General features: G+C 43.7%; 20 protein-coding genes. 2 read left to right on the forward strand and 18 right to left on the reverse strand.

Annotation, left to right across the window (positions count from 1 at the left end; translation table 11 throughout):
• Positions 1 to 278 precede the first annotated feature (278 nt).
• Positions 279 to 2,279, forward strand: coding sequence for an oxidoreductase (locus PGW42_RS07325; RefSeq protein WP_270203136.1), 2,001 nt, complete (start codon positions 279 to 281; stop codon positions 2,277 to 2,279).
• 224 nt (positions 2,280 to 2,503) lie between these two features.
• Here the strand turns inward: PGW42_RS07325 and PGW42_RS07330 are convergent, their stop codons facing one another.
• The 14 genes from PGW42_RS07330 to PGW42_RS07395 form a co-directional block, all read right to left on the reverse strand.
• Complete coding sequence (locus tag PGW42_RS07330; protein WP_055155622.1) at positions 2,504 to 3,019, reverse strand: YqeG family HAD IIIA-type phosphatase; 516 nt, start codon at positions 3,017 to 3,019, stop codon at positions 2,504 to 2,506.
• On the reverse strand, positions 3,012 to 3,803 hold the full coding sequence (locus PGW42_RS07335; protein WP_195501765.1) for a shikimate kinase: 792 nt from the start codon (positions 3,801 to 3,803) through the stop codon (positions 3,012 to 3,014). The genes PGW42_RS07330 and PGW42_RS07335 overlap by 8 nt, the downstream gene beginning before the upstream one ends.
• Positions 3,804 to 3,909: 106 nt before the next feature.
• Positions 3,910 to 4,638: a peptidoglycan recognition protein family protein gene (locus PGW42_RS07340; protein WP_008375036.1), complete on the reverse strand. Its 729-nt coding sequence runs from the start codon at positions 4,636 to 4,638 to the stop codon at positions 3,910 to 3,912.
• Positions 4,639 to 4,914: 276 nt separating this feature from the next.
• Positions 4,915 to 6,369, reverse strand: coding sequence for an IMP dehydrogenase (guaB, locus tag PGW42_RS07345; RefSeq protein WP_118217233.1), 1,455 nt, complete (start codon positions 6,367 to 6,369; stop codon positions 4,915 to 4,917).
• A 207-nt stretch (positions 6,370 to 6,576) separates the two neighbouring features.
• On the reverse strand, positions 6,577 to 7,068 hold the full coding sequence (locus tag PGW42_RS07350; protein WP_055155625.1) for a DUF6106 family protein: 492 nt from the start codon (positions 7,066 to 7,068) through the stop codon (positions 6,577 to 6,579).
• Positions 7,069 to 7,168: 100 nt separating this feature from the next.
• A complete protein-coding gene (gene groL, locus PGW42_RS07355) occupies positions 7,169 to 8,794 on the reverse strand; it encodes a chaperonin GroEL (protein ID WP_008375030.1) in 1,626 nt (541 codons plus the stop codon).
• 83 nt (positions 8,795 to 8,877) lie between these two features.
• The gene (locus PGW42_RS07360) at positions 8,878 to 9,162 is read right to left on the reverse strand and encodes a co-chaperone GroES (protein WP_022220380.1); all 285 of its coding nucleotides are present in this window, start codon (positions 9,160 to 9,162) and stop codon (positions 8,878 to 8,880) included.
• 118 nt (positions 9,163 to 9,280) lie between these two features.
• Complete coding sequence (locus PGW42_RS07365; protein WP_008375025.1) at positions 9,281 to 9,586, reverse strand: hypothetical protein; 306 nt, start codon at positions 9,584 to 9,586, stop codon at positions 9,281 to 9,283.
• A gap of 87 nt (positions 9,587 to 9,673) precedes the next feature.
• Positions 9,674 to 10,456, reverse strand: a complete 783-nt coding sequence (gene codY, locus PGW42_RS07370) for a GTP-sensing pleiotropic transcriptional regulator CodY (RefSeq protein WP_022220379.1) — start codon at positions 10,454 to 10,456, stop codon at positions 9,674 to 9,676.
• A gap of 154 nt (positions 10,457 to 10,610) precedes the next feature.
• On the reverse strand, positions 10,611 to 12,698 hold the full coding sequence (topA, locus tag PGW42_RS07375) for a type I DNA topoisomerase (RefSeq protein WP_270203135.1): 2,088 nt from the start codon (positions 12,696 to 12,698) through the stop codon (positions 10,611 to 10,613).
• Positions 12,699 to 12,730: 32 nt separating this feature from the next.
• Positions 12,731 to 13,819, reverse strand: a complete 1,089-nt coding sequence (gene dprA / locus PGW42_RS07380) for a DNA-processing protein DprA (protein WP_117556107.1) — start codon at positions 13,817 to 13,819, stop codon at positions 12,731 to 12,733.
• Between the two features lie 14 nt (positions 13,820 to 13,833).
• The gene (locus PGW42_RS07385; RefSeq protein ID WP_270203134.1) at positions 13,834 to 15,360 is read right to left on the reverse strand and encodes a YifB family Mg chelatase-like AAA ATPase; all 1,527 of its coding nucleotides are present in this window, start codon (positions 15,358 to 15,360) and stop codon (positions 13,834 to 13,836) included.
• Between the two features lie 456 nt (positions 15,361 to 15,816).
• The gene (locus tag PGW42_RS07390) at positions 15,817 to 16,551 is read right to left on the reverse strand and encodes a type 1 glutamine amidotransferase (RefSeq protein ID WP_207737966.1); all 735 of its coding nucleotides are present in this window, start codon (positions 16,549 to 16,551) and stop codon (positions 15,817 to 15,819) included.
• A 10-nt stretch (positions 16,552 to 16,561) separates the two neighbouring features.
• Positions 16,562 to 17,932: a Mur ligase family protein gene (locus PGW42_RS07395; RefSeq protein WP_070098607.1), complete on the reverse strand. Its 1,371-nt coding sequence runs from the start codon at positions 17,930 to 17,932 to the stop codon at positions 16,562 to 16,564.
• 182 nt (positions 17,933 to 18,114) lie between these two features.
• Between PGW42_RS07395 and sigK the strand changes: the two genes are divergently transcribed.
• Positions 18,115 to 18,747, forward strand: coding sequence for an RNA polymerase sporulation sigma factor SigK (gene sigK, locus PGW42_RS07400; protein ID WP_055260587.1), 633 nt, complete (start codon positions 18,115 to 18,117; stop codon positions 18,745 to 18,747).
• Between the two features lie 74 nt (positions 18,748 to 18,821).
• On the opposite strand, the gene PGW42_RS07405 is transcribed toward sigK, so the two are convergent.
• The 4 genes from PGW42_RS07405 to PGW42_RS07420 all read right to left on the reverse strand — a co-directional run bounded on the left by PGW42_RS07405 (position 18,822) and on the right by PGW42_RS07420 (position 23,464).
• Positions 18,822 to 19,733, reverse strand: coding sequence for a CPBP family intramembrane glutamic endopeptidase (locus PGW42_RS07405; protein ID WP_270203133.1), 912 nt, complete (start codon positions 19,731 to 19,733; stop codon positions 18,822 to 18,824).
• The gene (locus tag PGW42_RS07410; protein WP_008375008.1) at positions 19,726 to 20,961 is read right to left on the reverse strand and encodes a peptidase U32 family protein; all 1,236 of its coding nucleotides are present in this window, start codon (positions 20,959 to 20,961) and stop codon (positions 19,726 to 19,728) included. The genes PGW42_RS07405 and PGW42_RS07410 overlap by 8 nt, the downstream gene beginning before the upstream one ends.
• A gap of 36 nt (positions 20,962 to 20,997) precedes the next feature.
• Complete coding sequence (locus PGW42_RS07415) at positions 20,998 to 21,645, reverse strand: O-methyltransferase (protein WP_055155633.1); 648 nt, start codon at positions 21,643 to 21,645, stop codon at positions 20,998 to 21,000.
• Between the two features lie 154 nt (positions 21,646 to 21,799).
• Entirely contained in the window at positions 21,800 to 23,464 is a 1,665-nt protein-coding gene (locus PGW42_RS07420; protein WP_117556117.1) for a ribonuclease J, read from the reverse strand.
• Between the last annotated feature and the right edge of the window lie 83 nt (positions 23,465 to 23,547).

Raw genomic sequence — 23,547 nt, forward strand, 5'->3', positions numbered from 1 at the left:
ATTTTTATCTTTTTCACTGTTTCTATAGTTATATTCTATTATTTTTCTATGTATTTTCAATTTGTATTTTTCAGTTTTTTGTAGTTATAATGGATTTAACAAAAACCGGTACGCCCAAGCCAGTATAAGACAACCTCGTGTGACTAAGATTTTTTGAAGATTGCAGGAATTGCATAGCAATGGAGCAATCCGATTACATCAGTGAGTGGCAAAATTTACTTTTAACACTCACATCATTTTATTTTGATTATTAAGTCATTTTTACGGAGGAATTTCTAATGAAAAGCAAATACAAACACATTTTCGAGCCATTTACCATCAAACATATGACGATCAAGAACCGTATCGTCATGACTCCAATGGGAACCAACTACGGTGAACAGAATGGTGAAATGAGTTTTCTTCATATCAATTATTACGAGCAGCGTGCAAAAGGCGGTACAGGACTTCTCATCGTAGAGAACGCCAGCGTTGATTCTCCACAGGGATCTAACGGAACCACACAGCTTCGTATCGATCAGGATAACTACATTCCAAGACTTTTCAAACTTTGCGAAACAGTACACAAACATGGATCCTGCATTGCAATCCAGATCAATCATGCCGGTGCTTCTGCACAGTCAGCACGTATCAATATGCAGCCGGTTTCTGCTTCTGATGTTCCTTCAAAAGCAGGCGGTGAAATCCCGCGTCCACTGGAAAAAGATGAAATCATGCATATTGTAAAAAAATACGGTGAAGCCGCAAAACGTGCTCAGATCGCAGGGTTTGACGCTGTAGAAATCCACGCAGGACATTCTTACCTTATAAGCCAGTTCCTTTCACCTCTTACAAATAAAAGAACAGACGAATTCGGCGGATCTTTGGAAAACCGTGCAAGACTTGCAAAACTTGTTATTGAAGAAGTTAGAAGACAGGTTGGACCATTCTTCCCTATCTTTGTTCGTATCAGTGCGGACGAATTTATGGATGGCGGAAATACTTTGGATGACTGTCTTGATTACCTGCAGTACTTCCAGGAAGAAGTTGACGTATTCGACGTATCTGCCGGTCTGAACGGATCCATCCAGTACCAGATTGATGCCAATTACCTTCCGGATGGATGGCGTTCTTATATGGCAAAAGCTGTAAAAGAACGTTACGGCAAACCATGTATGACAATGGGTAACATCCGTAACCCACAGGTTGCTGAAGATATTCTTGCAAGAGGCGATGCTGACCTGATCGGTATGGGACGTGGACTGATCGCTGATCCGGAATGGGTAAATAAAGTAGAATTCGGTGATGAATGTGATATCCGTAAATGTATTTCTTGTAACATCGGATGTGCAGGACACCGTATCGGAATCAACCGTCCGATCCGTTGTACTGTTAACCCGTCTGTAAATGGCGGCGAAGATTACAAAAAGCAGAAAATCAACAAGCCTTGCAACGTTGTTGTGATCGGTGGTGGTACTGCCGGACTGGAAGCTGCATGTACAGCTGCCGAGGTTGGATGCACTACTTTCCTGATCGAGAAGAAACCGGAACTCGGCGGACTTGCCGCCTTGATCTCCAAAATCCCGGATAAGAAGAGACTTGCTGACTTCCCGAACTATCTGATCCATCGCGCAAGCAAGCTGAAAAACCTGTTCATCTTCAAGAACACGGAAGCTACGATTGAAACGATCAGAAGCATGAACCCGAACATTATTGTAAATGCTACCGGTTCTAATCCACTCCTTCCACCGATCAAGGGTCTTCATGAGAATATTGACAAAGAGGGCGGAAAAGTTTCTTCTATTACAAATATGATCAACCATGTTATGGAATATCCAGAAGATCTGAAAGGTAAAAAAGTCGTTGTTATCGGTGGCGGTGCCGTAGGTCTTGACGTAGTAGAATTCTTTGCTCCACGTGGCGCTGATGTAAGCATTGTGGAAATGATGCCGGTAATCGGTAACGGAATTGATCCGGTATCCAAAGTCGGAACCTTTGCACTGATGGATAAATATGGTGTAAAACAGTGTCCGAATACTGCTCTTCTTGAAGTTAAAGCAGATTCCTTCCTTGTTAAAACGCCAGAAGGAAATGAAGAAGAAATGCTATTTGATTATGGATTTGTATGTCTTGGTATGAGAGCAAACGCTCCGATCCTCGATGCAGTCCGTAAAGAATTCGAAGATGAAGATGTTGAAATCATGAACATCGGTGACAGTGTACGTGCCCGCCGTATCATCGAAGGTACAGAAGAAGGACGTAACATCCTGAATGTTCTTGCCAAACATGACTACTTATAAGATTTTGTAAATATAGTATCTCCCCTGATGTCCCCTGGTTCTCGTTATGAGAACCGGGGGATTTCTATTTACTTTACTAAAAAGAATGTGCCTTGGCACATTTTCGCGCCGAGCGCAGTCGCTTGCGACATTCTTCATCTTCGTGCGAGTGCACATTTTCGGCACGCAGTGCCTTTTATTTGATAGGAAGTTCCTTCGGAATTTCCTATCAAAAAATGCCCTGCCTACTTGCAGGACATTCTCTTTTCGTTCTCTTTTTTATAGAAATGTAATACAATCTTCTCCAGATATCTTTTCAGCACAATCTGAATCTCTTCTTTTGGATAGATTGGCTTCACCAGAATACTCTTCATCCCGGTACGCTTCGCTCCCCACACATCCGTAAAAAGCTGATCTCCGATAAATACAGTGTTTCCTCTGTCCGTTTGCATCAGCTCCATGGCTTTTATATAATTCTTCGTGGAAGGCTTATGCGCATTAAACACATACTTGCTCTGCACCTTTTCGGCAAAAGGCTTTACACGTGGTTCCTGGTTATTGGAAATCAGGCATGTATCAAACCCGATGCTGCGCAGCCTGTCAAAAAGACAGATTGCTCTCTCATCTGCCGGTGCTCCATGCGGAACCAGCGTATTGTCAATGTCAAATACCAGTCCACGACAGCCTTCCCGATACATTTTTTCAAAATCCAGTACATAAGTGGACGCTACATATTCGTCCGGATAAAAGGTCTTAAACATGATTCTCATCCATTTCCAGAAGCTTCTGAATCAGATCTTCACAGATCTGCAGAACCGTCTTGTTATCTGTATCTACAACGATATCTGCAGCCGCCTCGTATTTTTCTCTTCTTGCTTCCATCAGCTGCTCGATATATTCTACATTCTTGTGTCCATTAAGCAGCGGTCTGTCGTCACTATCTTTTACACGGTCAAGAATGGTCTGTGGATGTGCAGTAAGGAGTACTACACGACCATTTTTCTTCATCTCTGCGACATTGCGTTCACGCATTGCCACACCACCACCACAGGAAATGATCACATTCTTCTTCTCCTGCATCTCGATCAGAAGATTGGTTTCCATATTACGGAAGTATTCCTCCCCATAGGTTTCAAAAATATCGGAAATACTCATGCCTTCGCGTTCTGCAATCAGCTGGTCCATCTCAACCACTTCCATGGCAAACATAGTACTAAGATAATCAGAGATCGTACTCTTTCCAGCTCCCATAAACCCAATCAGGACAATGTTGTAATCAAAAAGCTTCCTTGCCTGGATCTTCTTACTGTTGCGCTGGATACGCTCAAATACATCATAAATCTCGTCTCTGTGCTTATCATTGTGAAGGCTGAACATCAGTCTCTTCTTCTGCTTTTCTTCCTGTTCCGGCTGCAGGATCGGCATACCATACTCTTCTTTGTATGCCATGATCTTTTCAATGATCGCATATCTTTCTTTTAATGCCTCTGTGATCTTCGCATCACAGTTTGCAAGTTCTTCACGGTATACTTCCAAATCGTTCATCTATCAATTCCTCGTTTCTCACTCTACTGCTTTCCGGGCATCTTCAATTGCCCGTTATACTAAAATATTATAGCAGACTCTTTGAAAGTGAATCAATAGATATTTTTTATTTTGCGTTATCCAGAACCGCTTTTACATCACTTTTAAACTGCTTCCAGGCATCTTCATTTTCGACAAAGTATTTCGGACAGATTTTCCCTGTAATATCATAATGTCGGATCACATCTTCTTCTGTCAGCGAAAACTTTTCACACAGCCATGCTGTAAGTTGTACCATGCTCTTATAAGTTGCCTCGTTGAACTTTCCGGTCTCATCCGGATGACAGCACTCAATGGACACCGTATCAAAATTCCGTGTATTGGACGCATAAGCAACCTCCCAGGTTGGTACGCACTGTACGATTTCCCCGTCCAGTCCTACTACAAAATTACTGCTTGCCTGCGTAATGTGACTGTCCTTCAGTCCCTCAAAATAGTCTCTGTTCTCCATCGCTGTCGAACCAGGATTGGCAGTGTAATGAATGACTATTCCGGTAATCTCATTGGTTGAAAGTCCCGGTCTTGAATATTCATTCACAGTCAACAGTTCTACATCAATATCCGGCTTTTGGGCACTGATCACTTCATCAGAAAGCTCACTGTATGCTCTCTGTGCAAAGATTCCTCTTCCACTGATCTTCATAATAGAAAGTGCAAGAAGCAGTGTGATCAGGATCGTACTTCCCACCTTTATATAACGGCTCATTCTGCGCCTCTTATTCGCCTCATAATAGCTTTTTCCATCGCCCCCCCTGTACAGGTTGGCTCTGGTGTTTTTCTTCTTTCTTCGGTTCATTTCGTCATCTCAATCTTTTGTGTTTTTTGCAAATTTTCTGTTGGAATCCCAACTATATCCAGACTATCATAAAATGGTGAGAAATTGTTGAAAAAATTATTATTTTTTTATTAAGGTAGTCGGAAGGGGACGTGTACCCCTCCAAAAAAACAATTGCCGCTGGATTCCGTTGACTGTTGAAGGTTTGGGTGAAGTTTGAAAATAGTTGGATAATGTAAGAGAGAAGAATCGTCTCTCCTACGGAAATGATTCTTCTCTCTTGATTAATTTTGCATCTTATTCATCTACGCTGTAGTTTGGTGCTTCTTTTGTGATGTGGATGTCGTGTGGATGGCTTTCTTTGAGGGATGCAGAAGAAATTTTTACGAAACGTCCTGTTGTCTTGAGAGTTTCGATGTCTGCTGCTCCACAATAACCCATTCCGGAACGGAGACCGCCCATTAACTGGAATACAGTATCTTCTACAGATCCTTTATAGGCAACTCGTCCTTCTACGCCTTCCGGTACAAGCTTCTTCGCATCTGTCTGGAAGTATCTGTCTTTGCTTCCGTTCTCCATTGCTGCGATAGATCCCATTCCACGATATACTTTGTATTTTCTTCCCTGATAGAGTTCGAATGTTCCCGGGCTCTCATCGCATCCTGCGAAGATACTTCCCATCATACATACGTTGGCTCCGGCTGCGATCGCCTTTGTCATATCACCTGAGTACTTAATACCACCATCTGCAATAATCGGAATTCCCGACTCTTTTGCTGCTTCGTAGCAGTCCATAACAGCTGTGATCTGTGGTACACCGATACCGGCTACGATACGGGTTGTACAGATGGATCCAGGTCCGATACCAACCTTTACTGCATCAACACCTGCATCGATCAGCGCTTTTGTTGCTTCTCCTGTTGCAACGTTACCTGCGATCACCTGAAGATCCGGGAATGCATCCTTGATCATTCTTACGGTACGAAGTACATTTGCTGAATGTCCGTGTGCCGAATCAAGTACTACTACATCAACTTTTGCTTTTACAAGAGCTTCTGCTCTTTCAAGACAGTTCGCTGTAATACCGATCGCTGCACCACACAGAAGTCTTCCCTGCGCGTCTTTTGCTGACAGTGGGTATTTGATCTGTTTCTCAATATCTTTAATTGTGATCAGACCTTTTAAGTTAAAATCTTTGTCTACGATTGGAAGTTTTTCTTTTCTTGCTTTTGCGAGGATCTTCTTTGCTTCTTCCAGGGTAATACCTTCCTGTGCTGTTACAAGACCTTCGCTTGTCATGGATTCTTTGATCTTCTTGGAGAAATCTTCTTCAAACTTGAGGTCACGGTTCGTAATGATACCTACCAGCTTTCTTCCCTCTGTGATCGGAACTCCGGAAATACGGAACTTCGCCATCAGTTCATTAGCATCTGCCAGTGTATGCTCCGGCGACAGATAGAATGGATCTGTAATGACACCATTCTCAGAACGCTTAACCTTGTCTACTTCTTCTGCCTGCTGTTCAATCGACATATTCTTGTGAATAATACCGATACCTCCCTGGCGTGCCATAGCGATCGCCATACGATGTTCGGTAACAGTGTCCATTCCCGCACTCATCATCGGTATGTTAAGCTTAATGCCCTTTGTAAGATAAGTTGATAAATCAACCTGATTTGGAATTACTTCTGAATAAGAAGGTACCAGAAGTACATCATCGAAGGTGATTCCTTCTCCAATAATCTTTCCCATGATTTTTCTTCCTTTCTCTCTCGTCTGTAATTTTGATTATCTGCTATGATAACGCATAAATCTATGCTATGTCAAGTCCTTTATCGAGTACATTCGTCCGTCCGTGACAATCACATTTCTACAGATCACTGATAATTTTACGTAACCGTCTTTCCGGATGCAATTGTACCCCGGAACCTGCAAGCTTTTCTGCACGTCTTTCGGGAATTATTTACAAAATACTTTTCTTGGTGCCAGCATCTTCAGTCCTTCACAAACTGTCTTATTTGGCTCAAAAATAATTTTTTTCTTTTCCCCGTTATTTACAACGATCAGCTCATATGTATCTGCCCCCGGCATACCTGAACTGTAATCGGTTCCTTTCAGTCCTTGATAAGGTCTGAGTTCCGGCGAACCGGAAGGTGCCATCATCTCAAGATCCGTCATCTCCATGGAAAACATATTTTTCCGACGGGATTTTGCCATAATCTTATCAATATCAAGACTCCCATTCACAAATAAATACTCATATTCAACATCCATACTCCGGAACAAAAAAACATCCAGTGCAATCATGATCACCGGACCAATTATTCCGAATGGGATCATAAATATAAGTACGACCGACAGAACAGTAAGTATGATAAGTATTGCTTTGATCAGCGTCGTCGAAGATGCTTTCTGCCTCTTCACCAGCTGTTCTGTGTAAAAATCACCCATATCCTAACCTCCAAATTTATATATTAGAACTATTGTAACACTTTTATAATAAAAAGAAAACTCCTCTTCTGAGGAGTTTTCTAAAAATCATATTTTTAGCTTACATCATGCCCATTCCCGGAGCTCCGCCCGCCGGCATAGCCGGTGCATCTTCTTTGATGTTAGCAACAACGGATTCTGTTGTAAGGAGTGTAGATGCAACACTTGTAGCGTTCTGCAGTGCGCTTCTTGTTACTTTTGCAGGATCAAGGATACCTGCTTTCACCATATCTACATATTCTTCATTGTAAGCATCAAAGCCATTTCCCGGTTCAGCTTCTCTTACCTTGTTGATGATAACTGCGCCTTCAAGACCTGCGTTAGCTGAAATGTGGAATAATGGTGCTTCCAGAGCTTTGAGGACTACTTTTGCCCCTGTCTTTTCATCACCTTCCAGAGTTTCTGCAAGTTTGGCAACTTCTTTTGATGCATGGATGTATGCTGATCCACCACCTGCAATGATTCCTTCTTCTACTGCTGCTCTTGTTGCATTAAGAGCATCTTCCATACGGAGTTTTGCTTCTTTCATCTCTGTCTCAGTAGCAGCACCTACACGGATAACTGCAACTCCGCCGGCGAGTTTTGCAAGTCTTTCCTGAAGTTTTTCTTTATCAAAATCAGATGTTGTCTCTTCGATCTGAGCTTTAATCTGTCCGATTCTGGCTTCCAGAGCAGCCTTATCGCCCATACCATCAACGATGACTGTATTCTCTTTCTGAACTTTTACAGATTTTGCACGTCCAAGCTGTGCCATTGTTGTATCTTTCAGTTCCAGACCAAGTTCTTCTGAGATTACCTGTCCGCCTGTTAAGATTGCAATATCTTCCAGCATAGCTTTTCTTCTGTCACCATATCCAGGTGCTTTTACTGCAACTACATTGAATGTTCCACGCAGTTTGTTGACGATCAGAGTTGTAAGAGCTTCTCCTTCGATATCTTCTGCTACGATAAGAAGTTTTGCTCCTGACTGTACGATCTGTTCCAGCAGTGGAAGGATTTCCTGAATATTAGAAATCTTCTTGTCTGTGATCAGGATATATGGATCGTCAAGATTTGCTTCCATCTTTTCCATATCAGTGCACATATATGCTGAAATATATCCACGGTCGAATTGCATACCTTCTACAAGGTCAAGCTCTGTCTTCATTGTCTTTGACTCTTCAATTGTGATAACGCCATCGTTGGAAACTTTGTCCATAGCTTCTGCTACCATCTCACCAACACTGTCATCACTTGCTGAGATAGCTGCTACTCTTGCGATCTGCTCTCTTCCTGTAACTTTGCTGCTCATCTTCTTGATAGCTTCTACAGCACAGTCTGTTGCTTTCTTCATACCTTTTCTTAATACGATCGGGTTTGCACCTGCTTCCAGGTTCTTCATTCCTTCGTGTACCATAGCCTGTGCAAGAACAGTTGCTGTTGTTGTACCATCACCTGCAACATCGTTGGTCTTAGATGCAACTTCACGGATCAGCTGTGCTCCCATATTTTCAAATGCATCTTCCAGTTCGATTTCTTTTGCGATTGTTACACCGTCATTTGTGATAAGCGGTGCTCCGAATGATTTATCCAGGACTACGTTTCTTCCTTTTGGTCCGATTGTTACTCTTACTGTATCAGCAAGTTTGTTGACACCTGCTTCCAGTGCCTTTCTTGCGTCTGCTCCGTATTTAATTTCCTTTGCCATTTCTATCACTCCTGATTCTTAAAAATAAAATTCTGTTCTGATCTGAAAATCTGATTTTTATCTGTATATGATATCCTGCCGGATTATCTGATCACTGCAAGAATATCATTCTGTTTTACAATGATGTATTCTTCATCATCGAGTTCTACTTCTGTACCTGCATATTTGGAATAGATAACTTTATCACCTACTGAAACATTCATCGTAACTTCTTTTCCATCAACAACTCCGCCAGGTCCTACAGCAACAACTTCTGCCTGCTGTGGTTTTTCCTTTGACTGTCCAGGAAGTACGATTCCTGATTTGGTAGTCTCCTCTGCAACTAACTGTTTTAATACAACTCTGTCAGCTAATGGTTCTAATTTCATTATAATTCCTCCTAACTCTATCTTGTTAGCACTCAACAAAATCGAGTGCTAAAAACTTTCTAGGTATAAGATAGCACTCTCTTTCTTTTTTGTCAACATTCGATTTTGAATTTTATAATTACTTTAGATTTATTTCATAAAATCCATTCGTCACCTGCAGGACCAGAATCATACCTGCACGGTTCTCATAACGCTCCTTTATCATCCCTGTACACACAGTCTCACAAGTGATCGTCCGGATCCGGCATTCATATACTGCATCCAGTGAAATATCAGAAAGACTGCCTGAGCGCAGGATCAGATGTACCTGCTCCATCTCCTTCTGATATTCTATGACTGTTGCCTCATAAATATTCTCATCTTTTTCCTTATCTTCTTTCAGATACTGTACCATCGTAAGTACAGCTTTATCTCCATCATACATGCTCTCTTCTCTCCTTTTTACAAATATAATTCCCCGTTAAAGAAAAGGGCATCAGATTTGTCTGATACCCCTCTTTTACTTTTATCCTTAATTCATTTTTTCTTTTTTGATCTTATCCAGTTCTTTGAACACGTAATCATTCACAACCTTGATGTAAGTTCCTTTCATACCGGATGAACGGGATTCGATCACACCCGCACTCTCAAATTTGCGGAGTGCATTGACAATTACAGAACGGGTGATTCCCACACGGTCTGCAATCTTGCTTGCCACCAGAATCCCTTCCATTCCGTTAAGTTCATCAAAAATATGGATGATTGCTTCCAGCTCAGAGAAAGAAAGGGTGCTGATCGCAGATTGTACGATCTGTTCTTTTCTGGTCTCTTCTGCACTCTCTTCATTAACAGAGCGGAGCATCTCAAGTCCCACGACAGTGGTTCCGTACTCACTCAAAATGATGTCATCAATTTCGTACATGGACTCTTTTCTGTATAAAAACAGAGTTCCAAGTCTCTCTCCTGCAATGTTGATCGGAGTAATGATCGCCTGATATCCCTGGGATACATCAGCTGTAAATCCAAGTGTCTGCAGATTAACATTCTCTTTTGTGGAAAGAATACTGAGAAGACGTTCATTCAACATCGGATCAATATGTTCTCCCACTTCGTCCTGCAAAAGTTCATGGATCTCCGGGACTCCTTCACATGTGCTGACACCGAGTACCTTTCCTTTCTTACTAACTACCAGTACATTCGATGCCAGAATCTCTGTCAGAACTTCACAGATATCTGTAAACACAACTTTGCTTGAATTATTATTGTGCAACAGTTTGTTAATTTTTCTTGTTTTATCCAATAATTGTACGCTCATATCTGCCTCCATATACTTTTATTAAAAATGTGCGTTTCCGTTCGCATTTTTCACGAATATGAAATATTGTTGAAATTATGCACACAAATTAGTCAAAAAAATGTGCATATAAATATATTATCATACAATTCTGAATAGTTCAATGAAATTTGATTTATTTTTCATCTTTCTCTTTATTTTTAACAAACCCACACTGTTCATTACCGCAGACAAGTTTATTTCCCTTTTCTACCATATAGCTTCCGCATTTCGGACATTTTTCTTCTGATGGCTTCTGCCATGACATAAAATCACATTCCGGATTATCCTCACATCCGTAATAACGTCTGCCTTTCTTTGTCTTACGCAGTACAATGTCTTTTCCGCATTTCGGGCAGGCAACTCCGATCTTCTCCAGATACGGTTTGGTGTTGCGGCATTCCGGGAATCCGGGACATGCAAGGAACTTTCCATGAGGACCGTATTTGATGACCATATTTCTTCCACATTCTTCGCAGACTACATCGGTTACCTCATCCTCAATTTTAACTGTTTCCAGCTCTTTTTCTGCTTTTTCAACCGCTTCATTCAGATCCGGATAGAAATTGCTGATAACCGATTTCCACTCTACCTTTCCTTCTGCGATCATATCCAGAAGTCCTTCCATATAAGCGGTAAAGTTGACATCGACAATGCTTGTGAAAGACTGCTTCATAATATTATTGACCACTTCACCAAGCTCTGTCATATAAAGATTCTTGTTCTCTTTTGCAACGTATCTTCTTGTAATGATCGTAGAGATTGTTGGTGCATAGGTACTCGGGCGTCCGATTCCAAGTTCTTCCAGCGTCTTTACAAGAGATGCCTCGGTGTAATGTGCAGGTGGCTGTGTGAAATGCTGCTTATAGTCAAAGGATTCTTTCGTCAGTTCTGAATCTTTATCGATACTCTTGACCATTACATTTCCACTCTGTTTTTCCTCATCGCTTTCCACATATGCCAGACGGAAACCTTCAAATATAATCTTAGATGCCGATACCGTAAAACGGTAATCATCTGCTCCGATTTTAACAGAAGTTGTCTCATATTTTGCCGGCTGCATTCTGCTCGCCACAAAACGCTTCCAGATCAGCTGATACAGACGGAACTGATCTCTTGTAAGAGATTCTTTGATTTCTGCCGGAACACGGGTAACATCTGACGGGCGGATGGCTTCGTGTGCATCCTGAATATTTTTCCCGTCATTCTTCTGCTTCTGTTCCGATGCAGCCTCTGCCACATACTCTTCTCCGTAGGCTTTTCCAACGTAGGCTCTTGCATTTGCATCCGCCTCCTCAGAGATACGGGTCGAATCCGTACGCAGGTAAGTGATCAGACCAACCGTTCCACTTCCTTTGATATCCACACCTTCATAAAGCTGCTGTGCGATACGCATCGTCTTTGAAGTTGCAAAATTCAATGCTTTGGATGCCTCCTGCTGAAGGGTACTGGTTGTAAACGGAAGCGGTGCTTTTTTGCTTCTCTCACCGCGCTTTACATCGACCACTTTATATTCTGCATCTTCCAGTTCTGCAAGAATCTTATTCATTTCCTCTTCATTATGGATCGTAATCTTCTCATCCTTTGTTCCGTAGAATTTTGCTACAAGAGGCTTCTTTTCTCCCTTTACCTTGAAATCGGCGTCCAGTGACCAGTATTCTTCCGGAATAAACGCTGCGATCTCATCTTCCCGGTCTGCAATGATGCGAAGTGCCACAGACTGCACACGACCGGCACTAAGTCCTCTTTTTACTTTTGCCCAGAGAACCGGACTGATCTTATATCCCACGATACGATCCAGCACACGACGCGCCTGCTGCGCATCTACCAGATCCATGTCGATATCACGTGCATTTTTCAGGGATGCCTTTACCGCACTTTTAGTGATCTCGTTAAAGCTGATCCGGTATACTTTCTTTCCTTCCAGCTTAAGTGCTTTCATCAAGTGCCAGGAAATTGCTTCTCCTTCGCGGTCCGGGTCAGTTGCAAGATAAATCTTATCTGCTTTTTTTACTTCTTTTCTAAGTCCTGCAAGGATCTCACCTTTTCCTCTGATTGTAATGTATTTCGGCTCAAAGTCATGCTCCAGGTCTACTCCCATCTGACTTTTCGGCAAATCTCTTACATGTCCGTTTGATGCCATTACCACGTAATTGCTGCCGAGAAATTTCTTTATGGTCTTCACTTTTGTCGGTGACTCTACAATCACAAGATAACGTGCCATATATTATATTCCTCCATATTAATAGTGTCAGATCATTTAGCTCTGACATAATAATTTTTTGATCTTTCCTGAATGCATCCTTTCAACTGAAGAGATACACAGATTCCCATCACCTCCTGTGGAGTAAGTCCGGTTTCTCTCTGTAAATCATCCAGCCCCCGCGGATACAAACCGAGCTTACTATACACCAAATTTTCTTTCGTTTCAAGCTTTATTTTATTTTTCGTGTCTGATATAATTGCGATTTTCTTCTTTAGCAGCCCTTTTATAACCAGTTCTTCCAGCAAATCTTCTTCATTCAGAAGAATCCCTGCTCCCTGCCGGATCAGGCGGTTACAACCACAGCTCAGCGGCTCTGTCACCATCCCCGGGAGAGCATAAATGTCTCTTCCTTGTTCAAGAGCCATGTCTGCTGTAATCAGGGATCCGCTCTTTTCTTTTGCCTCCATAACAAGTACCACATCGGCAAGTCCGCTGATCAGACGGTTTCTTGCCGGAAAATGCCAGGCAACCGGTGGAGTTCCCGGTGGCTGTTCAGACAGTATGCCGCCCCGCTTTATCAAATCATTATAGAGTCCTTTATGTGCCGCCGGATAACATACATCCGCTCCGCCTCCAAGGACCGCAAATGTTTTTCCTCCAACATTTAATGCAGCCCGGTGTGCCATCCCGTCAATTCCCAGTGCCATTCCACTGATGATCTGGATTCCACTCTCCGCAAGTCTTTCCACAAAGCGAAGCGTCATTTTTTCACCATAGCTGCTACATCTTCTGGCACCCACCACCGCCACCGACGGGATTCCCTCCTGTGGCATCTCCCCGATAAAAAAGAGTGCATACGGCATTCCCGCAAGTTCTTCAAGCCGCTTCGGATAATTTTTCTGACCACGGACTGCCATCTGAATTCCCCGGTCCACCGCTTTTTGATACGCTTCCCTCCAGTTCCTTTTTTTCTTACTTTCTTTCAGGATCTCCCACTCTTTTTCTGTAATTGTCTGTTCTCTGATTCCTTTTTCTTCTATATAATAGACTGCTTCCGCAGATCCGTTTTTTCTGCATAATTCACACTTCCTGCCACCGGTGATTCCTTCCACACACGCCAGCCAATATGTATACCACATTTCACTCATTTCTCTTATCCCCAGTATTCTTTATCCATAACCCGATACCCCAGTGCCTCTCGAAGTGTCGCAAGATCGATCTCCTCCTTTTCCTCCAGATCTGCGATTGTCCGTGCCACCTTCAACACCTTATGATAGCTCCTCACCGTCAGGTTCATCACTTCATAAGCCTGGCGCATCATCCGTTCTTCCTCTTTCCCAAGATGACAGTATTTTTCAATTTCATTTTGTCCCATCTGTACATTTTTTGTCAGCTTTTCTTCCCGAAAACGTTCCATCTGACGCATTCTTGCAAGCATCACTTTTTCCCGCATGGTTCTGGAATCCATCCCTGTTCCCTTTCCGGTCAGTTCTTCATATTCGACCTTGGGTGCCTCCATGCAGATATCAATCCGATCCAGAAACGGCTGGCTCAACTTTCCCTGATAATTCCGGATCTGCCCGGGCGTACAGGTGCATTGGGGACCAGGAGCCATTCCACAGGGACATGGATTCGTTGCAGCAACCAGCATAAAGTCTGCCGGAAAAATATAAGCTCCCTGCTGCCTTGCCAGATGAATGCATTTTTCTTCCAGCGGCTGCCTGAGCACCTCCAGAACACCTCTTGGGAACTCCGCCAGCTCATCCAGGAAAAGGACACCTCCATGCGCAAGTGTTGCTTCTCCCGGCGATGGGATTCGTCCGCCTCCGATGAGTGCTGCCCGTGTCACAGTATGATGGACCTCCCGGAACGGTCTCTGCCAGATCAGCGGATTCTTTCTTTTAAGCAGTCCAGCCGTACTGTAAATCCCCGTGATCTCCAGACTTTCTTCCCGGTCAAGCGGTGGTAGGATCGTCGGGATCCGTTTGGCAAGCATTGTCTTTCCGGAACCAGGCGGACCGACATAAAGCAGGTTATGTCCTCCTGCCACCGCCACCATCGTCGCTCTTTTTACTGCTTCCTGTCCCTGAATATCACTATAATCTATGTCCCATTCTTCCGTTCCATGAGCCTCTTCTTTGTCACTTTTCTCCATCTGAGGCATATACTCACCCTTCAGCCATCTGCATACCTCTTCCAGAGTCTCTGCCCCAAAAATCTGTATTCCCTGCGCCAGCCTTCCCTCATCCTCATTTGACTTCGGAATCACACAGCACCTAAAGCCAGCCCTCTTTGCTTCCAGAACAATCGGAAGGATTCCCTCTACCGGCTGTAGCTTTCCATCCAGTCCGAGCTCCCCTGCAAGTAAAATATCCTCCACTGCTTTTTCCGGGAAAATCCCCATTGCCCCAAGTACTGCAACTGCAATTGGAAGATCAAATACAGATCCCTTCTTGCGGACACATGCCGGCGACAGATTGATCACAATCTTTTTCGCCGGCATGGTATAACCGGCATTGCGCATGGCAGTTCTTACCCGTTCTGCTGCTTCCTTTACCTCAGAAGACAGATATCCCACCATATGAAACATTGGAAGTCCGTTCCCTGCATCTGCCTCTACCTGCACAAATTCTACTTTCAGCCCCAGAATCGTTGCCGAATGTACCTTATAAAATCCCATATTAAATTCACCCTTGCCTTTCCCCGGCAAAAGTTCAGAAGTTTTATTTCAGAAAATATATGGCGAAATGCCATGAGCGATTTGCTAAAAGAAAACCGATATCTTTTAGAAAATGTATCCTTATGATAGTATGGGTAGGGGATTTTGTCAAGATGAGTTGGAGGAAATTTTTGTACGAGTAGGTTGTGAGGTCGTCGTGGGAAAATCATCTCTTTCGATTCCATTGTGCAAACCATTCCGAGAAGCCTCTGAAAGCGAAAATTGTGTCAGCAATGGCTTCCACAATTTTTGAGTCTTCTCTCCATTGCACAATATGTGAATCGAAAGAGATGATTTTCCCACGACGACCACTGTACTTTACTGGCAAAGTTTTGCCTTGCTGTATCATAGTGGGGACAAAATGCCTCTTCACATGCAGGTCGAAACCTTGTGTGCAGAGGCATTTTGCTAAAAGAGTTATTTACTTAATCTTTGTTTCATGTATTCGTTGGCGTTTAATTCTAAGGTGTCGTCCAGTGGGACGAGTGGGGCGATTTTGCCGTATTTGCGTTCTAGGGCAGTTTGTAATATAAAATCACAGAGTACCGGGTTCTTTGGTAAAAGGGAGCCGTGTGAATAGGTTCCGAAGACATTTTTGTAGCGGGCTCCTTCGGTTTGGTCTTCTCCGTTGTTGCCGTAGCCTTTGAGCATTTTGCCGAGTGGTGATACGCCTTCACCCAGGTAGGTCTTGCCGGAATGATTTTCAAAACCGACTACGACAGCTCCACTGCTCTCCGGGAGGGTCTCAAACATATAATTGCCGATCATACGCTCTTTTGATCCAACGGTATGAATGTTGATCGCGCCGGTAAAATCGAGCTGGACACCATCCCAGGTCTTATAATACTGGCCAAGCATCTGATAGCCTCCGCAGATTGCGAGGAAGGTCTTTTCATCTTCCACAGCCGCGCGGATCTCTGCTGCTTTTCCGGTCCCCAGGTCTTTCAGAAGGACTTCCTGTTCAAAATCCTGACCTCCGCCAATGAAGAAGATATCATAGCGGTTTGCATCCAGCGTTTCTCCGATCGAGCAGCCTTCTACATTGACCTTGATTCCCCGATCCTCCATACGACGTTTCATTGTGATGATATTGCCCCGGTCTCCATACAGATTAAGGATGTCCGGATAGAGATGACAGATATTCAGTTCCATAATTCCCTCCTTATTCGTAAAATGCCTTGATATCGGTATGCTTGCTGATCTCGCCGCGCAGATCAAACATAGCGGTATAAGTCGGCATAATAAATGTCGGTGTCTCATCCGCTCCGATTGCTTCTAAAAGGTTCTCATAGTCACGGATCACTTCAATCCGTCCAGTGTCAAATCCTGCATATTTCAGGCGGAGCGCCATATCATCTGCACGGACTCCGGATACCAGAATACGGGTAAAGCGTGCGCTCTGGCGGGCAAGTGCTTCAAAATCCACATCCCAGATCCAGCTGATATCGGTTCCATCTGCATAACGGTCGTTCAGAAGGAACGCAATCTTGCACTCTTCCTCATCATTAGAGATCTGGTTGATGACCTGATTGTACCCTGCCGGGTTCTTGACAAGCATCATACGTGCTTTAGACTTGCCAAGTTCAAACTGTTCCGCACGTCCGAAACCACACTCAAATCTACTGAGTGCATCAACTGCTGTGTCTTCATCGATTCCAACAATCTCCGCAGCCGCAACACAAGCTGCCGCATTGTAAATATTGTAACCTCCCGGAAGATTAATGTGCACATCATGGCTATGCCCGAATGCATTTAACACGATATCCGAAGAATCTGCTCCGGTACGCACTACCTGCGTCACGCCAACCTGCGGTGTCTGCCGGTGATATCCACATTTCGGACAGCGGAAACCGCCAAGATGGCTGTAAGTTCTGTAATCGTATTCATATTCTGTCTTACAATGAATACAGTACACTGCATCAGACAATTCAAACGCTGTCTCTTTGTAAATCGGCACATCCACCCCGAACCATACAACCTTATTCGGTACATCATCTGCAAGAGATGACGTCAATGAACAGTCCGCGTTCAGGCACAGGGTTGCATCCGGTACGTGGGTAATTCCTTCGCGGATTGCATTCAACGTGTGGGTGATCTCCCCATATCTGTCCAACTGGTCACGGAAAATATTGTTGACTACCAGACACTCTACCGGCAGCATCTCACTGGTCTTGCGGAACGCTGCCTCATCGCACTCGATCAGTGCGTGTGTGTAGGAACACTTGCCAGAAAGACTGCAGTGCTGTGCAAACACCGTAATGATCCCGGTCAGAAGATTGGCACCGGATTTATTTGCGAAGTACTTATATCCGGCTTCTTCAAATGCCTGCTCGATCATACGGGACGTGGTCGTCTTTCCATTGGTTCCGGTCACTACCGTAACCTTCACCCCACGTGATAATTCCTTTAAAATATCTTTGTCAATTTTTAATGCGATCTTGCCCGGCAGGTTCGTTCCGCCTCGTCCCATCCGCCGCAGGACTGCATTGGATGTCTTACAGGCAAGTACCGCTAATCTTGTCCTTATTCCCATAATTTTTTCCTTTTCTCTCGTAATCTCATTTCTTTTGTAAACCATATCTGCTACTACATGATTCAACGCTCATTATAACGCATTTTCAGACGTACCACAAGCGCAAAATAACCCGAATGGAAAAGCACAGAACATTTCACTTTTACATACAATGTTAGTAACTCTATTTTGAGGTAATCGTATTGAAATCCTTTCCTCCGCCTCTTACTCCAAAAGAGGAATCCGAGCTTCTGAGACGCAGTGCAGACGGTGACAATGAGGCCCGTCATATTCTGATCGAGCGCAATCTCCGTCTGGTCGCTCATGTCATAAAAAAATATCAGCATCTGGAGGACGATACAGAAGATCTTCTGTCCATCGGAACCATCGGTCTTATCAAAGCAGTTTCCACCTTTAACCCAGACAAAAAAGCCCGGCTTGCCACCTACGCCTGCCGCTGCATCGAAAATGAACTTCTGATGATGCTGCGCACCAAGCGGAAAAGTAACCGGGAAACCTCCCTATACGAACCGATCGGTACAGACCGGGAAGGGAATGAGATCCGCCTGTATGATGTCATCGAATCTGATGAAGAAGATGCCTGTATGCAGCTTGCCCTGAAAAATGATATTTCTCTTCTCTATGAAAAACTGGAATCCGTTCTCACCGACCGCGAACAGCTGGTACTGAAAAAACGCTACGGTCTTTATGGTGAAAAAGAATATACCCAGAAAGAAGTTGCAGCTTCTCTTGGCATCTCACGTTCCTACGTTTCGCGAATTGAAAAAGGGGCGATCCAAAAACTCCGCCCCTGCTTTCTTCCTTCTCATTTTTAATTTTTGCCGGTCTAGATCCTGTCTGTCCATTTTAAAATTCATGATACTTCTTTCACACCGGCAGACAGGACACTCTACTCAAACATTCCTATACCAAAAAGCAGAATGCCAAGTCCCAGAAAGACGCTACTTACAAGCACAAGCCCCAGCAGAGTTTTCTTTTTCTCTCTTGGCAAAAGTCCCCTGTCGTATCCCGGCTGTCCTTTATGGATCAGGTAATTCCCCGCATAAAGCAGAAACGGTCCTGCCGAAGCATAAATAAAATACACCGCCACCGTCACAAGCAAAATGCCTGTCGATGCCATAGCTTCTGCACTTTCCATCTGCTTTGAAGCCACACTGGAAGTAAGCTGTAAAAGCAATGTCGGTAACGCATTATTGATCAGATGGAAGAACATGTTATAAAACATGTTATCCGTCTCGGCAAGCAGATATCCCATGGCGATTCCAAGCATCGCTGTCGGCACAAACCGCCAGAAACTTCCATGAAATGCACCGAACACTGCTGCACTGATCAGAATTGCCGGCCATGGACTCCTAAAGCCACGAAAACAGCTGAAAAGCCCGCCTCTGAATGCTATTTCCTCAAAAATCGCCGGCGTGACACAGATCAGAAGAAATGCAAGTCCAAACGGCAGTCCGCCGGATAATTCACTCACACTTTCTGTAGCCCCACTCATCTGCTCCGGAAATACATAAAGCAGGATCGATGTCGGAATCATCGTGATCAGAAGGGTTCCGATCCACATCAGCAATGTTCCGACAGTCTTTGCGATCGTCGGTCTGTGAAATGGGAATGCACGCTTTACGTCTTCCCTGAAAAGCACTACTATTCCAAGTGCCAGCACTGCAAGAAGACCCTCATACATTGGAATTCCCCACTCACCAAAATAATAGACACAAAATCCGGAAAGCCAGAATATATCCACGCCGTACAGAAGGATCAGTACGATCGCCGCATATGGCTTCCACGTTTTTTTATTCATCTGCTTCCTCTTTTCTTCTGAGAATATCGTACTTGTCAGCCCTACCGGATAGTTCTACATACAGTACCTGCTTCGGATGTGGTGCACTCTCCTGTTCTTCTCCTTCTTCATTTACGATCCGTTTTACCTGAACCTCCACGTTATCTCCGTTCGGTTTCATGATCTCAATCGTCTCGCCCACCGAAAATTTATTTCTCTGTTCGATCTTCACCATACCGTCTTTAATCTCTTCTGTGATTCCAAGATATGTGTACTCCCGGATATAGGTGTTGCTGTCATAAATCTGTGCCTCTTCCGATGGTTTTCCAAAGAAAAATCCGGTTGTAAACTGCCGATAGGTACAATTCGAGATCTGGTCCAGATACCACGGCATATTCTTCCTGTAAAGCTCCGGATCTTTCTGATAATCATCAATTGCTTTCCGGTATGTTCTCGCTACAGTTGCCACATACAGAGCCGTTTTCATTCTTCCTTCGATCTTGAAGCTGTCAATCCCCGCATCGATAAGCTCCGGAATATGTTCGATCATACAGAGGTCTTTTGAATTGAAAATATACGTTCCTCTCTCATTTTCATAAACCGGCATATATTCTCCCGGACGGGTTTCTTCCACAACAGAATATTTCCAGCGGCACGGATGGGTGCATGCGCCATGGTTTGCATCCCTGCCTGTAAAGAAATTACTGAGCAGACATCTTCCGGAATAAGAAATACACATTGCACCGTGTACGAATGTCTCAATCTCCAGATCATCCGGGATATGTGCACGGATTTCTTTGATCTCACGCATGGAAAGTTCTCTTGCAGATACAACTCTGCTCGCCCCTTGTCTGTACCAGAACATATAAGTTGCATAATTTGTATTATTGGCCTGTGTACTCACATGTCTTTCAATTTCCGGACATACTTCTTTTGCGATCTCAAATACACCCGGATCAGCAATGATCAATGCATCCGGTTTTATTTCCTTTAACTCTTTAAAATATTCCCGCACGCCTTCCAGATCGTAGTTATGTGCCAGAATATTTGCAGTTACATATACTTTTACATCATGCTCATGTGCAAACCGGATTCCTTCCATCATATCTTCTTTGGAAAAGTTCTTTGCCTTTGCACGAAGTCCAAATGCTTCTCCTCCAATATAAACTGCATCTGCTCCAAATACGACTGCAGTCTTCAACACTTCCAGGCTGCTTGCCGGTATCAATAATTCAGGATGTCTTGCCATTATTTTTTTCCTTTCTGTTACTGTTATCTCCTGTTTTTATTTTCGCACGCTCAGTGCCACTCCATCTCCCAGCGGAAGAATAGACGTCTCAAGCTCAGGATGATGTTTCAGAGTATACAGATACTCCCTCATCCGGCTATGGATCGTGCGGTCTCTTCTTTCCACCGCAAACCGTGACTCAATAATATCTCCGTCCTGCAACACATTATCCGTGATCAGGATCCCTCCCGGCACAAGGAAACGCATCACCTGTTCTAAATATGCCGGATATTGTCCCTTTGCGGCATCCATAAACACAAAATCAAATCCTGCATCATCCGGCATGCCTTTCATAATCTCCAGTGCATCACCTTCAAGCAGCGTAATTTTCTGCTCCATACCTGCCCTGGCAAAATTGGCTCTGGCAATTGGAATCCTTTTTTCGTAATTTTCGATTGTTGTAATGCGACATTCCTCCGGAGAATATTTTCCCATCAGAATTGCCGAAAATCCAACTGCTGTCCCAATTTCAAGAATCTTTACCGGACGTTTGATCTCCAGCATTACTTTCAGAAAACTTTTTGTCTCTTTGCGGATGATCGGAACCATGTCCGCAAGGGCTTCCTGTTCGATCTCATCGAGAACGGGAATGTCCGCACTTTCCAGAGAATGGAGGTAAGTCGTCAGTCGTTCTTCTACTATCATATCTTCCTCTTTTCTTCCAAGGGAATTCTTATCCTATACATTTATCATAGAAGCGCAGACAAAGTTTATTTTCTTTTCAACTCTGACTGCGCTTCTTTATGCAGATATCTTCGCATCTGCTTATTTTCATAAAAATGCCACAGGCATCTTTATATTATACATCCATAATGATCGGAAGGATCATTGGTTTTCTCTTGGTTCTTTTCCAGATAAAGTCATTCATTGTGTCGCGGATCACAAGCTTAATCTTGCTCCAGTCAGCATGACGGCTCATCAGACATTTTTCAACCGCTTCCGTAACAACCTTCCGTGCCTCTTCCATCAGGCTTTCAGATTCACGTACATAAACAAATCCACGGGATACGATATCCGGTCCGGCAAGAAGCTGGTTGGTACGCTTTTCCAGTGTCAGAACGACAATCAGGATTCCGTCTTCTGCCAGATGCTGACGATCACGCAGAACAATATTACCGACATCGCCAACACCGAGTCCATCTACCAGGATTTCTCCTGTGTGTACCTTATCTACAACTTCTGCGCTTTCATCATCCAGTGCAAGTACATCGCCTGACTTGAGGATGAAAATGTTGTCCTTCGGAATCCCAAGAGATTTGGCAATACCTGCGTTCGCTTTCAGATGACGGTATTCTCCGTGAACCGGAATTGCATATTTTGGTTTTACCAGTGAATAGATCAGCTTCAGCTCTTCCTGGCATGCATGTCCGGATACGTGCGTATCCTGGAAAATAACATTCGCTCCCTTTTCAGAGAGTTCATTAATGATATTCGATACCGCTTTTTCATTACCCGGGATCGGATTAGAGCTTAAAATGATCGTGTCACCCGGCATGATCGATATCTTCTTATGGATATCTGCTGCCATACGTGACAGAGCCGCCATAGATTCTCCCTGGCTTCCGGTTGTGATGATCGTTGTCTTCTCTCTTGGATAGTTTTTCAACTGATCTGTCTCGATCAGCGTATTCTCCGGCACATTCAAATAGCCAAGCTCTGATGCAACCGAAATGATATTTACCATACTGCGGCCTTCTACAACTACTTTACGTCCATACTTGTAAGACGTATTGATGATCTGCTGTACACGGTCTACATTCGAAGCGAAGGTTGCTACAATAATTCTTGTATTGGAGTGTTCGGCAAAAAGCCGGTCAAATGTAGCTCCCACTGTCCTTTCTGACTGTGTAAAACCAGGTCTCTCCGCATTGGTACTGTCTGACATCAATGCCAGTACCCCTTTCTTGCCAATTTCTGCAAAACGCTGCAGATCAATCGCATCACCAAATACCGGTGTATAATCTACCTTAAAGTCTCCGGTATGCACAACAATACCTGCCGGCGAATAGATTGCCAGTGCCGATGCATCCTGGATACTGTGGTTCGTCTTGATAAATTCAATTCTGAATTTTCCAAGATTGATCGACTGTCCATGGCGCACTACTTTTCTTTTAGTTGAGCGGAGAAGATTGTGCTCTGTGAGCTTTTTCTCGATAATTCCCATAGTCAGCTTTGTTGTATAAATCGGCAGATTAATCTCTTTAAGCACATAAGGAAGCGCTCCAATGTGATCCTCATGTCCATGTGTGATCACAAACCCCTTCACCTTATCCGCATTGCTCTTAAGGTAACTGATATCCGGGATTACAAGATCGATTCCGAGCATATCATCTTCCGGGAACGACAATCCGCAATCTACTACAATAATACTGTCTTCATATTCAAAGGCAGTGATATTCATTCCGATCTTTTCAAGGCCTCCAAGCGGAATGATCTTAAGTTTTGAGTTGCTTTTTTTCTTCAATCTCACACCTCCATATATTTTATGTATTAGCCATGAGCAAAACTCCACACATTCAGTATTTATGCGGATTTGCGAGGCATGGC

It is taken from the genome of Coprococcus sp. TM115-187, from assembly GCF_027679115.1.
GTDB lineage: Bacteria > Bacillota > Clostridia > Lachnospirales > Lachnospiraceae > Allocoprococcus > Allocoprococcus comes.

Bases quoted from the DNA above. Each gene is read 5' to 3' on its own strand.
- PGW42_RS07385 (WP_270203134.1), bottom strand. From the start codon at position 15,360: ATGGGATTTTATAAGGTACATTCGGCAACGATTCTGGGGCTGAAAGTA.
- dprA (WP_117556107.1), bottom strand. From the start codon at position 13,819: ATGTGGTATACATATTGGCTGGCGTGTGTGGAAGGAATCACCGGTGGC.
- PGW42_RS07415 (WP_055155633.1), bottom strand. From the start codon at position 21,645: ATGATAGTAGAAGAACGACTGACGACTTACCTCCATTCTCTGGAAAGT.
- PGW42_RS07325 (WP_270203136.1), top strand. From the start codon at position 279: ATGAAAAGCAAATACAAACACATTTTCGAGCCATTTACCATCAAACAT.
- groL (WP_008375030.1), bottom strand. From the start codon at position 8,794: ATGGCAAAGGAAATTAAATACGGAGCAGACGCAAGAAAGGCACTGGAA.
- PGW42_RS07335 (WP_195501765.1), bottom strand. From the start codon at position 3,803: ATGAACGATTTGGAAGTATACCGTGAAGAACTTGCAAACTGTGATGCG.
- codY (WP_022220379.1), bottom strand. From the start codon at position 10,456: ATGAGCGTACAATTATTGGATAAAACAAGAAAAATTAACAAACTGTTG.
- PGW42_RS07410 (WP_008375008.1), bottom strand. From the start codon at position 20,961: ATGGCAAGACATCCTGAATTATTGATACCGGCAAGCAGCCTGGAAGTG.
- guaB (WP_118217233.1), bottom strand. From the start codon at position 6,369: ATGGGAAAGATTATTGGAGAAGGAATCACCTTCGATGATGTACTTCTG.
- PGW42_RS07365 (WP_008375025.1), bottom strand. From the start codon at position 9,586: ATGTATGATGGAGATAAAGCTGTACTTACGATGGTACAGTATCTGAAA.
- PGW42_RS07405 (WP_270203133.1), bottom strand. From the start codon at position 19,733: ATGAATAAAAAAACGTGGAAGCCATATGCGGCGATCGTACTGATCCTT.
- PGW42_RS07340 (WP_008375036.1), bottom strand. From the start codon at position 4,638: ATGAACCGAAGAAAGAAGAAAAACACCAGAGCCAACCTGTACAGGGGG.
- PGW42_RS07395 (WP_070098607.1), bottom strand. From the start codon at position 17,932: ATGGGAATAAGGACAAGATTAGCGGTACTTGCCTGTAAGACATCCAAT.
- PGW42_RS07330 (WP_055155622.1), bottom strand. From the start codon at position 3,019: ATGTTTAAGACCTTTTATCCGGACGAATATGTAGCGTCCACTTATGTA.
- topA (WP_270203135.1), bottom strand. From the start codon at position 12,698: ATGGCACGTTATCTTGTGATTGTAGAGTCACCGACAAAAGTGAAGACC.
- PGW42_RS07390 (WP_207737966.1), bottom strand. From the start codon at position 16,551: ATGGAACTGAATATCTGTCATCTCTATCCGGACATCCTTAATCTGTAT.
- PGW42_RS07350 (WP_055155625.1), bottom strand. From the start codon at position 7,068: ATGGGTGATTTTTACACAGAACAGCTGGTGAAGAGGCAGAAAGCATCT.
- PGW42_RS07360 (WP_022220380.1), bottom strand. From the start codon at position 9,162: ATGAAATTAGAACCATTAGCTGACAGAGTTGTATTAAAACAGTTAGTT.